Source organism: Planosporangium flavigriseum, assembly GCF_011947225.1.
Taxonomy (GTDB): domain Bacteria; phylum Actinomycetota; class Actinomycetes; order Mycobacteriales; family Micromonosporaceae; genus Planosporangium; species Planosporangium flavigriseum.
Genome location: NZ_JAATVW010000020.1, coordinates 50,729 through 63,232, shown reverse-complemented (window position 1 = coordinate 63,232; position 12,504 = coordinate 50,729). Strand labels below are relative to the sequence as shown.

Here is a 12,504-nt window from a genome sequence, read left to right as displayed (position 1 = left end):
TTGCCTGCCGACGTGCGGAGACGTACCACCCGCTCAGCAGAAGAGACTCCTTGCACCCCTGGTTCTGGCCCGCCACGCTGGCCAAGGCTCATCGCCGCAGCCTCGGCCTCATCGTGGGCCTGATGCTGCTCCCCACGGCGCTATCGTCCTGGCAACTGTGGTCGGCCGCCACGAAGATCGACCACATAGCACGGGTCAGCGCGTCCGGCACGCGGATCATCGGCCAGATCGACGGCTTGACGAAGCAGTACCGTGCGGATCAGTGGACGTACCTGGTCCTGGGGCCCGGCCACCCGCAGCGCCAGGAAACCGTCGACTCGATGGCCCGGATCGACGCCGACCTGCGCGAACTGTTCGCCTCCTACCGGGAGCTGCCGCTGCGCACCGAGAATCGGGAGTCGTTGGCGAAGTACGAGCAGGACTGGAACGAGTACCTGAGAGCGACCAGCGCAACGTTCGACCTGACGCATGGCCGGCCGATGTGGGACACCCTGAAGGCTGACCGGGGTGCCGAACCGGCGCGCATGGGACCTTGAGCTGCCCCGCGGGATCGTGATGGCGCGCCGGGCCGGCGAGAAGCTGGCCGTCGCCGTGGTGGACCTCGACCACTTCAAGGCGTACAACGACACGCATGGCCACCCGACCGGCGACGAGCTGTTGAGGCAGGCGGCCGCGGCGTGGCGGGCGGAGCTACGCAAGGATGACCTGCTCGCCCGGTACGGCGGCGAGGAGTTCACGGTCATGGCCATAGGCTTGACGCAACAGCAGATGACAGCGTTGGTCGAGCGACTTCGCGCGCAGACTCCGTTCGGCCAGACCTTCTCCGCCGGCATCGCCGAGTGGGACGGGTCCGAGACCCCGCAGCGCCTGGTCGCACGGGCGGACGAGGCGCTGTACAAGGCCAAGAACGCCGGCCGGAACCGCACCGTGACCGCTCCCGCACCCGGCAGCGAGAGCACGCCGGCCCGACGCGCCACGGATCTGAACGGCACGAACGGGAACGACACAGACCGAGGCAATCCGGGGGTGGACCTGACCTCCGCATAAGCCGGACGCCGTCAGTCCGGGTGCAGGCCGCCGTCCAGGCCGATCACCTTGTTGGTGAGGTACCCGTTGCGCAGCATCGCCAGCGCGAGGTCGGCGACCTCCTCGGTGGTGCCGAGCCGGCCGACCGGGATGGGCAACGGTACGGCCGGGTCGTGCGGGTTGTCCGGGAGCATGCGGGTACCGGCGATGAGCGCGGGCGCGATCGCGTTGACCGTCACGCCCTCGTCGGCGACCCGCGGCGCCAGGTGGTGCACGAGCCCGTGCAGGGCCGCCTTGCTCGACGCGTAGTGCGGTCCGACGATGCCCCCGTTGAACGCGGCGACCGACGAGAAGAACAGGATCCGCCCGAAGCTACGCCCGATCATTCCTTGCAGCACGTACTGGACGAGTAGGAACGGCGCCCGCGTGTTGACGGCGTACGTCCTGTCCCACAGGTCGAGGTCGACGTCCTTCCACGACGTCACCCTGGCCACGCCCGCGGCCGGGATGAGCATGTCCAGCCCGCTACGAAGCTGGGTTTCAGCCTCGCGTACCACGCGCTGAGGCGTCTGCGGATCAGCGAAGTCGGCCTGCATGACGATCGCCCTCCGGCCCACCGCGCGCACGTTCTCGGCGAGCTTCTCCGCGTCCTCGGCCTGCTCGCTGTACGTAAGCGCCAGATCGACTCCACTCTCGGCCAACCGACGGGCCAGCGCGGAGCCGATACCGCCGGACGCGCCGGTCACCAGGGCGACCCGCCCCGCCAGGGACTGGCCCGGCGTGTTCGCCGGAACTCCGGTTTCGTCAGTCACCTTAGGACACTCCTATGAGGACGACTGCTCTGCGTTCACCCGCTGCTTTCCCGATTGCCGGGCGGCTTCCAGGTCCCGCAGCGGCGATTGCTCGATCGCGGCCGATTCTCCGGGGATCGGTGCGCCCGGTGAGGCGTCCGGCCTGGCCTTGGTGTCGGCCGGCGCACCACCCCGTTCAGGGGGCGAACTCTCCAGGAACCGCAGCAACTCCACCGGGAACGGGAGCACCAGCGTCGAGTTCTTCTCGGCGGCCACCTCGACGACGGTCTCCAGCAACCGCAGTTGCAGGGCGGTCGGGGTGTCGCTCATGACCGCCGCAGCCTGGGCCAGCTTGTTGGACGCCTGCAGTTCGCCGTCCGCGGTGATGATGCGGGCCCGCCGTTCCCGTTCGGCTTCGGCCTGCCGCGCGATCGAGCGCTTCATCGACTCCGGCAGCGAGACATCCTTGATCTCCACCCGGTCGATGTGGATCCCCCAGCCCAGCGCGGGACTGTCAATCATGAGCTCCAGGCCCTGGTTGAGCCGCTCCCGATTGCCCAGCAGATCGTCCAGGTCACTCTTGCCGATGATCGAACGCAGCGAGGTCTGCGCTACCTGGAGCACCGCGAAGCGGTAGTCCTGCACGTTGACGATCGCGCGTACCGGGTCCACGACGTTGAAGTACACGACCGCGTCGACCTTGACCGTCACGTTGTCGCGGGTGATGCCGTCCTGCGCCGGAACCGGCAGCGTGACGATCTGCATGTTGACCCGGCGCAGCCGGTCGATGGCCGGGGTTATGACGGCGAGGCCCGGCCCACGGACCTCGTTGAGAAGGCGGCCGAACCGGAAAACAAGCCCCCGCTCGTACTGCTTGACGATCCGCGCGCTCGACGCCACCCCCGCCGCACCGAGCCCCGCGGCGACGATGAGCGCCTCGATGATGGCCATGACCAGCTCCCGCCTGCCGTAGCGGTCGCCCCTACGACCGATCCTATCCCCGCGTTCACCTGCCGCTCAGTTGCTTCGCGAGGTAAACGGCTGACACGGTCGCGATCAGTACGGCGACGGCCCAGCCGGCCACCCACAGCCCCGTCCCCACCCGGTGCTCGCGAGGCTTACTCTCGCTCGCCGTCGCGGGCGTCCGGGAGGTCATCACGCTGTACGGCGTCGGCGTCGGCGTCGGCGTCGGCGTCGGCGTCGGCGCTCGGCGCGGCGTCGGCGCTCGGCGCGGCGTCGGCGCTCGGCGCGGCGTCGGCGCTCGGCGCGGCGTCGGCGCTCGGCGCGGCATCGACGCTGGGGGCCGCTTCCTCGCCTACCTCGCGGCCCGGGCGGGCTACCGCGACGTAGGCGAGCGCCGCGAGGACACCCCCGATGAGCGGACCGACGACGTAGACCCAGAGCTCAGCCCAGGGGGTGAAGCCACCGAAAAGAGCGTTCGGAAGGTACGAACCAAGCGTGCGGGCCGGGTTGAGCGACGCGCCTGTGAGCGGCCCGACAACGAAGATCGCGACACTGACCGCGAGCCCGACGACGAAACCGGCCGGTCCGGGCGGCGCACGCCGGTCGATCGCGACCGCCAGGTACGCGAGCAGCCAGAGGAACGTGCCGAGCGCTTCCGCCGCCACGCCCCTGGCGTACCCGGCTAGGGGGCTCAACGCCGTCAGTCCCACGCCGCCGATCTGCGTCGCGCGGGGGCCGAAGACCGCGACCACGAGTACGCCGCCCAGCACTCCCCCGACGACCTGTGCGGCGACGTACGCCGGCACGTCGCGCCAGGGGAACCGCCGGACCGCGGCCAGCGCGATGCTCACCGCCGGGTTGACGTGCGCCCCGGAGATCGGACCGAATACGTAGCTGACAACCGCGATGACCAGGCCAAAGGCGAGACCGATCACCCCGAGTCCGGCGTAGTCGAGCCGGCCCTCGCCGGCGAGGATGGCTGCGACCACCGCACCGGCACCGAAGAAGACCAGGAGCGCGGTTCCGATCAGTTCGGCGAGAACACGGCGCGCAAGATGCGCCGACATGAGGGTGCCCTTCCACCCCCGACCCGACCGAAACGTCCCCGATCTTGGACACTTGAACCGGTCATGGCCGGCCTAGGTGCCCAAGATCGCGCAACCCTCAGGCCAGCGCCGTCGGAACCTGGTGCAGCTCCACCCGGACCGGCGTGCCCGGCGTGAGCTCGGCCAGCCGGGCGCTGGCGACCTGCGCGACGACCAGCACGTCCCCGGGCAGCTCGACGGTGACCCGGCTCGTGGGCCCGAGGAAGCTCGCCGCGAGGACCCGGCCGGCGCCGTCCGGGTCGGCGACCACGTCGACAGCCTCGGGGCGGACGAGCGCGGTGACCTCGGTGGCGGCCGGCGCGGCGGCTGGGTCGACCAGCGGGAGCCGGGTGCCGAACACCTCCACGGCTCCGGTGACGAGGCGGCCCGGAAGCCGGTTGCTCAGCCCCACGAAATCGGCCACGAACGGCGTCGCCGGACGCAGGTAGATCTCGGCCGGTGGCCCGACCTGCTCCAGCCGCCCGTCGCGCATGACACCGACCCGGTCGGCGACCGCGAGCGCCTCCTCCTGGTCGTGCGTCACGAACAGGGTGGTGGTGCCCACCTCGACCTGGATGCGACGGATCTCGTCGCGGAGCTGGACGCGCACCTTGGCGTCGAGCGCCGACAGCGGCTCGTCGAGCAGGAGCACCTGCGGTTCGATCGCGAGCGCGCGGGCCAGGGCGACCCGCTGCTGCTGGCCACCGGAGAGCTGGTGCGGGTACCGGCCGGCGTGCGTGCCGATGCCCACCAGGTCCAGCATCTCGGCGGCGCGGCGCCGGCGGTCACCGGCCGGCCGCTTGCGCAGCCGCAGGCCGAACTCGACGTTCTCCTGAGCCGTCAGGTGCGGGAAGAGGCTGTACGCCTGGAACACCATGCCCATGTCCCGGCGGTTGGCCGGCAGCATGGTGATGTCGCGCCCGCCGACGAGCACCCGCCCGGAGTCGGTGTCCTCCAGCCCGGCGAGGACCCGCAGCGCGGTCGTCTTGCCGCACCCGGAGGGGCCCAGCAGCGCGACGAGCTCACCGGGGGCGAGGACCAGGTCGAGGCCGTCGAGCGCCTGCACATGGGCGAACCTGCGGCGCAGGCCCTCCAGGCGTACCTCGACGCCGTGGCCGCCGGGGCGCGCCGCGGCCGCCGGGGCCACTTCGATGGATCCGGTCACGAGTTGTTCTCCTTCGGAGTGCCCCGTCGGCGGCGGCCGACCAAAGAGAATCGTCGGCGGCGGCCGACCAAAGAGAATCGGCGGCGGCCGCCGACCAAAGAGAGCCGGCGGCGGCCGCCGACCAGGGACAGCAGGAACAGCAGCACGAACGCGAGTACCAGCGCCGCCAGCGAGACCGCGACGGACATGGTCGCGCTGCTCTTGCCGAGGAAGTTGATGGCGACCTGCACGTTGCTGCGGTTGAGCAGTGACGCGATGGTGAACTCGCCCAGCACCAGCGCGACCGTGAGGAACGCGGCGCTCATCACCGCCGACCGGATGTTCGGCAGGATCACCCGCCACATCACCGTGCCCCAGCCGGCTCCGAGGCTACGCGCGGCCTCGGCGAGCGTACGCACGTCGATCGCGGACAGCCCCGCGTCGATCGCGCGGTAGGCGTACGGGAGCACGAGGATCGTGTACGCGAACGTGAGCGTGACCGAGGAGCCGCCGAGGAAGTACACGACCCACGCGTACACCGGGGCGAGCCCGACCACGAGCACGATCGCCGGGATGGTCAGCGGCAACAGGCAGACGAACTCGACCAGCCGGCGCAGCCGGGGCAGCCGGAGCCGTACCCAGATCACGGTCGGCACCAGCAGCACCAGCGTCAGCAGTACGGTGAGCACGACCTGCCCGGCCGAGTCGATGATCCCGGCGGACAGGGCGGGATACGTCTCGCTGAGCCGTCCCCAGTCGACCAGCAGCCGCCAGGTGTCGAACGAGCGCTTCCCGCCCGCGCCGCGGGTGGTGAACTCGAGCATCGCCAGCAGCGGCAGCAGGAAGAACACGGCGAGGACGGTGACGGCAGCCCAACGGAACGCCCGTTGCCGGCGGGCTCTCCGGGCGCTGAGCCGCTGGCGCCGGGGTCGCGAATTGCTCGGCGGCGTCTCCCCCAGGGTCAGCCCAGCCATCGCGCGGTCCTCCGCTGCAGCAGCGCGTACAGGCCCATGACGACGGCGACGACCACGACCATGCCGAGCGCCATCGCCTTCCCGAGGTTCTGCTGACCGAGTACGACATCGCTGGTCAGCGCGGTGCGGATCTGCAGCGGCACGATCAGGTTGCCCTGGCTGACCAGCGCCGCCGCGGTCGCGTACGCCGAGAATGCGTTCGCGAACAGCAGCAGCGTCGAACCCAGGAACGCCGGGGCCAGCAGCGGCCCGGCGACCCGCCGCCAGTACTGCCAGGTCGAGCCGCCGAGGCTCTCGGTGGCCTCCCGCCACTGTGGCCTGATCCCGTCCAGCGCGGGCAGGAACACGATGACCATGAGCGGCACCTGGAAGTACGTGTACACCAGCACCAGGCCGGGCATTTCGAACAGCCAGACTCCGCCCGAGTAGATATCGATTCCGAGGTTGTCTCGCAGGAAGACGGTGACGAAGCCGGACAGGCCGATCGTCGCCATGAACGCGAACGCGAGGGTGACCCCGCCGAACTGGGCGAGTACGCCGGAGGCCGCGGTCACGACGCGCCGCAGCAGGCCGCCCTCCTTCGCGGTGACCAGGGCGTACGCGAGCAGCGCGCCCAGCACCGCGCCGATCACCGCGGTGACCGCCGACAGCAGGATGCTACGCACGAACGCGTCGATGATGTACCCGTTCGCCAGCGCCGCGAGGTTGGCCAGCGTCGGGCGGCCGTCGTCACCGGCGAACGCGCCGATCGCCACCACCAGGGTGGGGATGGCCAGGAACACCGTGACGAAGGCGAAGAACGGAACGACGCCGAGCAGGCTGCTGCTACGGGCGATGCTTCGATTGACGGCGCCGCGGCTGAGCCGGCCCCGACCCGCGGGAGCGGGGTTCGAGGCCGGCTCAGCCGAGCGTTGAGCGACAGTAGGCATGCGCAACCGTCAGCCGATGGCCTTGGCCCAGTTGGCGGCCAGGTAGTCCTTGGCCTTCTTCGTCTGGTCCTCGGTCAGGAACACCGGCGTACCGGTGGCCTTGGGCAGCGTGTCGAAGGCGGCCTTGTCGATGGTGCCGGCCTTCTGCATGGCGTCCATCCGGACCGGTCGGGCGTAACCCTTGAGCCACAGGTTCTGGCCCTCGTCGGAGTACAGGAACTCCTGCCACAGCCGGGCCGCGGCGGGGTGCGGGGCATCCTTGCTGATCGCCTGCGCGTAGTAGGCGCCGAGGACCGCGTTGGCCGGAACGACCGTCTTCCACTCCAGCTTGCCCTTGAGCTTGGCGCCCTGGGCGACGTTCGTGTAGTCCCAGTCGATGACGACCGGGGTCTGGCCCGACTCGATCGTGGCCGGGGTCGGGTCGACCGGGAGGAAGTTGCCGGCCTTCTTCAGCTGCGAGAAGAAGTCGACGCCCTTGGAGATGTCATCGGCCGAGCCGCCGTTGCCCAGCGTCGCCATGACCACGCCGCTGAACGCCGCGCCGGCCTGGGTCGGGTCGCCGTTGAGCGCGACCTTGCCCTTGTACTCCGGCTTGAGCAGGTCCGCGAGGCTGGTCGGCGCCGGTACCTTCGACGAGTCGTACCCGATCGACATGTAGCCGCCGTAGTCGTTGACCCAGGCGCCGTTCGCGTCCTTCAGCTTGTCCGGGATCTCGCTGAACTTCTCCACCTTGTACGGAGCGAACTTCGCCACGTTGGCGGACGCGACGGCGCTACCCAGGTCGAAGACGTCGGGCGCGTTGGCCTGGCCCTTCAACTGGTTGGCGGCGTTGATCTCGTCCTGGCTCGACGCGTCGGGCTGGGCGGAATTGACCTTTATGCCGTATTTCTCGCTGAACTTCTTGATTATCTCGCCATAGTTGGCCCAGTCCGGAGGCAGCGCGATGACGTTGAGCTGCCCTTCCTTCTTCGCCGCCGCGACGAGCTTGTCGAGGCCGCCGAGATCGGCGGCGCTGGTGGCCTTGGCCGCGTCGCTCGACGATCCGGAGTCCTTCATCGGCGGGGGTGAGCACGCGGCGACGCCCAGTGCGAGTGTGGACGCTGCCAGTAAGACCGCCCCCCGGGCAACCAAGCTTTGCACGGTTCCTCCTTATAAACCGGTCCAGCGCTGGACCGGCACTGAGCATGATCCTTGTACACCTCGTGCAAACGGAATAGGAAAAGACCATGTCAGCTCGGCAACGATGCAGTGTCCAAGGCATGAGGCCTAGGCGACCGGGTGAGTACTCAAAGGAGGGACCCCGCTACGGCGGTGGGCGCGCAGCGGGGCCCCTCCCCCTACGGGGACGCGTCCAGCTTCGGCGCGACGTCCACGTCCCCAGAAGCATCCAGCGCTCGCCGAGCGCGTCGGCGGGATCACCCCTAAACTGGTGAAATGGATTTCGGCGTCGGATATTTTCCGACACATGACGGCATGAACCCGGGCGCCCTCGCCGGGATGCTCGAGGACCACGGTCAGGACGCCCTACTCTTCGCCGAGCACACCCACATCCCGGCCAGCCGGGAGAGCCCGTGGTCAGAGGATCCGGGTGCCGACCTGCCGCGAAAGTACTGGCACACCTACGACCTGTTCGTAGCACTGACGGCGGCCGCGATGGCGACGACCAAGCTGCGGGTGGGCAGCGGCATCTGCCTGGTGGTCGAGCGCGACCCGATCATCACCGCCAAGGAGGTGGCCAGCGTGGACCACCTGTCCGGCGGGCGCATGGAGTTCGGCGTCGGCGCGGGCTGGAACCGCGAGGAGATGCGCAACCACGGCACCGACCCTCGTACCCGGATGGCTCTCATGCGCGAACGGGTCGAGGCGATGAAGGCGATCTGGACCCAGGACGAGGCCAGCTACTCCGGCGAGTACGTCAACTTCGAGCGGATCTGGTCGTACCCCAAGCCGGCCCAGCGGCCGCACCCGCCCGTGCTCGTCGGCGGCGACGGCCCCACGGTCCTCGATCGGGTACTCGCGTTCGGCGACGCGTGGATGCCCAACTGGCGCGGTGACGACACCCTGTTCGACCGCATCAACGAGCTACGCGCGCGGGCGGACCGGCACATCGAGGTGCAGATCCTGTCCGCCCCGCCCGACCCCGCGGTGCTGGAGCGCTTCGAGCGGGCCGGGGTGCGCCGGGCCCTGCACTGGGTCCCGTCCGGCCCGGCCGGCCCGGTACAGCAGTCTTTGGAGGTGTGGGAGGACGCCATCCTCCAGTTCACCGGTGGATGACGGCCGCGCCCGATGAACGACGAGGAGGCGCAGCGGCGCTTCGCGGAGTCCCGGGTCGCCCGGCTGGCGACCGCGGACACTGACGGCCGCCCGCACGTCGTACCGATGGTGTTCGCGCTGGCAACCGAGCGCGACATCATTTACAGCGCCGTCGACGCCAAGCCCAAGCGCACCACCGCGCTGCGCCGGCTCGCCAACATCACGGCCAACCCGCGCGTCGCCGTCCTCGTCGACCACTACTCCGACGACTGGACCAAGCTGTGGTGGGTGCGCGCCGACGGTACGGGCCGAATCCTCGACGCCGACGAACCCGAAGGGCGGGACGCCATCGCCCGGCTCGCCGCCCGCTACCCGCAGTACCGGGAGAACCCGCCTCGCGGGCCGGTGGTGGCGATCGGCGTGGAGCGCTGGTCGAGTTGGTCGGCCGCCGGGAACTGACCGCTCAGGCCCGGTTTGCGACCAGGTCGTCGAGGATGTCGTCGAACGCGTCGCCGAGCAGGGACAGGTGTCCGTGGCCGGGCAGCAGGTGCGCGCGTACGCCGGGCACACGCGCGGCCAGCCACTGCCCGTGGGAGTACGGCACCATGCGGTCCTGGTCGCCCTGCCACACCGCCACCGGGCAGCCGGCTCGGGGCTCGAACCCCCAGTCCCCCACGAAGGCCAGGTCGTCGTCGTGCCATCCGGCGATCCCGGCGGTCACCGCCGTCCGGAACGACTCCGCCATGTACCGGGCGAAGCCACCGGTCAGCTGGCGACGGTCTACATCGGACACCAGGTCACCGAGCGCCGCGACGAGGTCCGAGGCCGTGACGGTGCGAAGCACGTCCGCCTGCGCCTGCAGGTACTTCGTCAGGGCCGGGTCGCCCCTCACGGCCGCGCCGAACTCCTCGATGTTGTCGGCGCCCATCCCGGCCGTCCAGTCCAGGCCGGAAGCGGTGAACGGCGCGACGCCACCGATCGTCGCCGCACCCAGGCACCGGCCTGGCAGCAGGGTCGCGCAGGCGAGCGCGTGCGGCCCGCCACCCGACCAGCCAACCGTCAGGAATTCGCCGAGCCCCAGCGCGTCGAGCACCGCCGCGGTGTCTGCCGCCGCGTCGGCGACCACCCGGCCGGGGCTGGCGGTGGAGTGGCCGTAGCCCGGGCGCGCGTAGATCACGGTACGCAGCCCGTGCCGCGCCGCGGCGGCCACCATCGGGTGGTAGAGCACCGCCGCACCGGGCGCGCCGTGGTGGTACACCAGCGGAAAACCGCCCGCCGGCCCGGCCACCTGGACATCGAGCCGCCGGCCGTCACTCAGGTCCACATGCATCGCGATCACCTCGGGCTCCATTCCACCACGCTCAGGAACCCGCACTGCGACCGGCAGTGACCAGGGTCGACGAGCCAGGGTCAGCGCACCAGCTGCCAGATGACGTCCTCGCCCGCTTCCCCGCTGGTGACCGGCTCCTGCGGCGGTCGACGCCGCGCGATCTCGACGAAGCCGAGGCGCCGGGGTACCGCCCCGCTGCGCTCGTTGGCCGCGTCGTGCACGATTTCGACCCGGTCCGCGCCGACCTGGAACGCCTCTTCGATCAGCGCCTTGACGGCACGGGTCACGATGCCCCGGCCGGTGTAGCACGGGTGCAGCCAGTACCCGATCTCGAGGCCACCGGCTCCGATCCGCGCCATCAACCCGCAGCTGCCGACGACGGTGTCGTCGGGGGCGGTGTCGTCGGGGGCGATGTCGTCGGGGGCGATGATGGCGTAGTTGTACGCGGTGCCGGCCCGCCAGTCGGCCTGGCTCCGCTCGACGAACGCGGCGGCATCGGCGCGACCGTACCCGTTGGCCGCCCACGGCATCCACGGTGCCAGATGGTCAAGGGACTCGCTGACCACGCGCAGCACGGCGTCGACGTCGTCGACGCGCCACCGGCGCAGCCGGACACCGTCGTGCTCCAGGAACTCCGCGGCGGCTCGCACGCCGCGATCCTGGAACAGGAGCAGCCGGTGCCGCCACCGGTTTCCGCTGGCGCGCCGGCGGTGCGTCACATGTTCTCCTGGCCGGGCGCACCGATGCGGCGGCGTCGCCGTGCCACCGCGAGCGCCAGCAGCGCGGACAGCGGCACGACGACGACTGCGGCCACGGCGGCCCCCACCACCGCCGACAACCAGTGCGTGGTCGCCTGCTGCCGCATGGCGGGCGGGACGGCCAACACGGGCGCGCCACTGGGTGTGAGCTTCGGGTCGGCCTCCCCCGGCGCCACCAGCCGGGCCACCGCCACATCCTTCGGCAGCGAGAAACCCCAGTCGAGGAGCGCCGCCCCCTGCTGCCAGCCGCGGACCGGCTCGTTCTCCGCGCCGAGCAGCGTCACCACCAGCCGCCGGCCGTTGCGCTCCGCGGCGCCGACGTACGTGTGTCGAGCCAGATCGGTGAATCCGGTCTTGCCGCCCAGCGCGCCCGGGTACGCGTACAGGATCTGGTTGTCGTTGCCGATCTGGAATCCGCGGGGATCCTGCGGCGGTTGGGCCGGGACCTGCGCCACCTGCGTCGCGTCGTACTTTCGAAAGTCCTCCCGAGCGAAGCAGGCCCGTGCGATGAGCGCCAGGTCATAGGCGCTCGTGAACTGGCCCGGGCCGTCCAACCCCGATGGTGTCACCGCGTGGGTGTCCAGTGCGCCGAGGTGGCGGGCGGTTTCGTTCATCAGCCGCACGCCTCCGGGCGCACCGGCATCACCGCCGCCGAGTCGGGCCAGCACGTTGGCGGCGTCGTTACCCGAGTTCAGCAGGAGCCCCAGCCAGATCGTCTCGACCGTGTAGTGGCCGCCGAGCAGCAGGCCAACGGCCGAGCTGCCCGGTTCGAAGTCCAGATCGGACCGGGTCACCTCGACGACCTGGGCGGGGTCCAGCTTCGGCAGCACGGCCGCCGCCAAGAGCAACTTCTGCACGCTGGCCGGCGGGCTCTTCTCGTGGGGTCCGCACGCGCCGAGCACGGCGCCGCTGTCCAGATCGGCCACCACCCAGGACGTGGCGCTCACCTTGGACGCGGGCGGGGGTGGCGCACCGGGCGGCAGCGTCAAGCCGGCAGTCCCCAGGCCGTCGCCGCCGACGGTCGGGCGGGTGGGATCGGTGGGTGGCGGCACGGGCCGGGGCGGGCGCGACCGCACCGCGGCGCTGGGGCACGCCACGAACGACGGTCGGCTCGCGGCGGCCGCCGGTCTGCTCGCTGCGCCCGCCCGTCTGCTCGCGGCGGCTGCCGGTCTGCTCACCGGTGACGGGGCGGCAGCGGCCGCGACCGGAGCCACCGGCGTGGGCGCCGCCAGCAGGGCGCTAGCCAGTGCT

The 12,504-nt window shown here is 70.9% G+C and carries 14 protein-coding genes; 4 read left to right on the top strand and 10 right to left on the bottom strand.

All coding sequences use genetic code 11. The features are described 5' to 3' along the window. Nucleotides 1–50: 50 nt before the first annotated feature. Together HC028_RS22675 and HC028_RS22670 are read left to right on the top strand one after the other, a co-directional pair. On the top strand, nt 51–536 hold the full coding sequence (locus HC028_RS22675; RefSeq protein WP_168079411.1) for an MCP four helix bundle domain-containing protein: 486 nt from the start codon (nt 51–53) through the stop codon (nt 534–536). Then, nucleotides 508–1,047, top strand: a complete 540-nt coding sequence (locus tag HC028_RS22670) for a GGDEF domain-containing protein (protein WP_239075604.1) — start codon at nt 508–510, stop codon at nt 1,045–1,047. Before HC028_RS22675 ends, HC028_RS22670 begins: the two co-directional genes overlap by 29 nt. Nucleotides 1,048–1,058: 11 nt before the next feature. On the opposite strand, the gene HC028_RS22665 is transcribed toward HC028_RS22670, so the two are convergent. The 7 genes from HC028_RS22665 to HC028_RS22635 form a co-directional block, all read right to left on the bottom strand. Beyond that, nucleotides 1,059–1,838, bottom strand: coding sequence for an SDR family NAD(P)-dependent oxidoreductase (locus HC028_RS22665; RefSeq protein WP_203981452.1), 780 nt, complete (start codon nt 1,836–1,838; stop codon nt 1,059–1,061). Between the two features lie 12 nt (nt 1,839–1,850). Further along, nucleotides 1,851–2,774 (bottom strand): slipin family protein, encoded by a 924-nt coding sequence (locus HC028_RS22660; RefSeq protein ID WP_373313981.1) that lies wholly within the window; start codon nt 2,772–2,774, stop codon nt 1,851–1,853. Nucleotides 2,775–2,935: 161 nt separating this feature from the next. Next, nucleotides 2,936–3,847: an MIP/aquaporin family protein gene (locus HC028_RS22655; protein WP_168079409.1), complete on the bottom strand. Its 912-nt coding sequence runs from the start codon at nt 3,845–3,847 to the stop codon at nt 2,936–2,938. A gap of 97 nt (nt 3,848–3,944) precedes the next feature. Further along, entirely contained in the window at nt 3,945–5,030 is a 1,086-nt protein-coding gene (locus HC028_RS22650) for an ABC transporter ATP-binding protein (protein ID WP_239075603.1), read from the bottom strand. Continuing rightward, nucleotides 5,027–5,983, bottom strand: coding sequence for an ABC transporter permease (locus tag HC028_RS22645; protein ID WP_168079408.1), 957 nt, complete (start codon nt 5,981–5,983; stop codon nt 5,027–5,029). Before HC028_RS22645 ends, HC028_RS22650 begins: the two co-directional genes overlap by 4 nt. Beyond that, nucleotides 5,971–6,912 (bottom strand): ABC transporter permease, encoded by a 942-nt coding sequence (locus HC028_RS22640; protein WP_168079407.1) that lies wholly within the window; start codon nt 6,910–6,912, stop codon nt 5,971–5,973. Before HC028_RS22640 ends, HC028_RS22645 begins: the two co-directional genes overlap by 13 nt. A gap of 9 nt (nt 6,913–6,921) precedes the next feature. Further along, nucleotides 6,922–8,052, bottom strand: a complete 1,131-nt coding sequence (locus HC028_RS22635) for an ABC transporter substrate-binding protein (RefSeq protein ID WP_239075602.1) — start codon at nt 8,050–8,052, stop codon at nt 6,922–6,924. 294 nt (nt 8,053–8,346) lie between these two features. On the opposite strand from HC028_RS22635, the gene HC028_RS22630 reads away from it, so the two are divergent. Both HC028_RS22630 and HC028_RS22625 read left to right on the top strand, forming a co-directional pair. Continuing rightward, entirely contained in the window at nt 8,347–9,186 is an 840-nt protein-coding gene (locus HC028_RS22630) for an LLM class F420-dependent oxidoreductase (RefSeq protein ID WP_168079406.1), read from the top strand. 12 nt (nt 9,187–9,198) lie between these two features. Further along, nucleotides 9,199–9,624: a TIGR03668 family PPOX class F420-dependent oxidoreductase gene (locus HC028_RS22625; RefSeq protein ID WP_168079405.1), complete on the top strand. Its 426-nt coding sequence runs from the start codon at nt 9,199–9,201 to the stop codon at nt 9,622–9,624. A gap of 4 nt (nt 9,625–9,628) precedes the next feature. Here HC028_RS22625 and HC028_RS22620 read toward each other — a convergent pair whose 3' ends face one another. From HC028_RS22620 to HC028_RS22610, 3 genes are read right to left on the bottom strand one after another with little or no spacing between them, the layout of a single operon-like run. Next, a complete protein-coding gene (locus tag HC028_RS22620) occupies nt 9,629–10,516 on the bottom strand; it encodes an alpha/beta fold hydrolase (protein ID WP_239075601.1) in 888 nt (295 codons plus the stop codon). Nucleotides 10,517–10,575: 59 nt separating this feature from the next. Then, nucleotides 10,576–11,214 carry a GNAT family N-acetyltransferase gene (locus HC028_RS22615; protein ID WP_203981450.1) on the bottom strand — a complete coding sequence of 213 codons (639 nt, stop codon included), beginning with the start codon at nt 11,212–11,214 and terminating at the stop codon, nt 10,576–10,578. Further along, entirely contained in the window at nt 11,211–12,467 is a 1,257-nt protein-coding gene (locus HC028_RS22610) for a D-alanyl-D-alanine carboxypeptidase family protein (protein WP_168079432.1), read from the bottom strand. Before HC028_RS22610 ends, HC028_RS22615 begins: the two co-directional genes overlap by 4 nt. Nucleotides 12,468–12,504: the final 37 nt, after the last annotated feature.

Excerpts from the sequence above, each read along its gene's own strand:
- HC028_RS22655 (WP_168079409.1), bottom strand. The coding sequence starts at position 3,847 with ATGTCGGCGCATCTTGCGCGCCGTGTTCTCGCCGAACTGATCGGAACC.
- HC028_RS22630 (WP_168079406.1), top strand. The coding sequence starts at position 8,347 with ATGGATTTCGGCGTCGGATATTTTCCGACACATGACGGCATGAACCCG.
- HC028_RS22625 (WP_168079405.1), top strand. The coding sequence starts at position 9,199 with ATGAACGACGAGGAGGCGCAGCGGCGCTTCGCGGAGTCCCGGGTCGCC.
- HC028_RS22620 (WP_239075601.1), bottom strand. The coding sequence starts at position 10,516 with ATGGAGCCCGAGGTGATCGCGATGCATGTGGACCTGAGTGACGGCCGG.
- HC028_RS22640 (WP_168079407.1), bottom strand. The coding sequence starts at position 6,912 with ATGCCTACTGTCGCTCAACGCTCGGCTGAGCCGGCCTCGAACCCCGCT.
- HC028_RS22645 (WP_168079408.1), bottom strand. The coding sequence starts at position 5,983 with ATGGCTGGGCTGACCCTGGGGGAGACGCCGCCGAGCAATTCGCGACCC.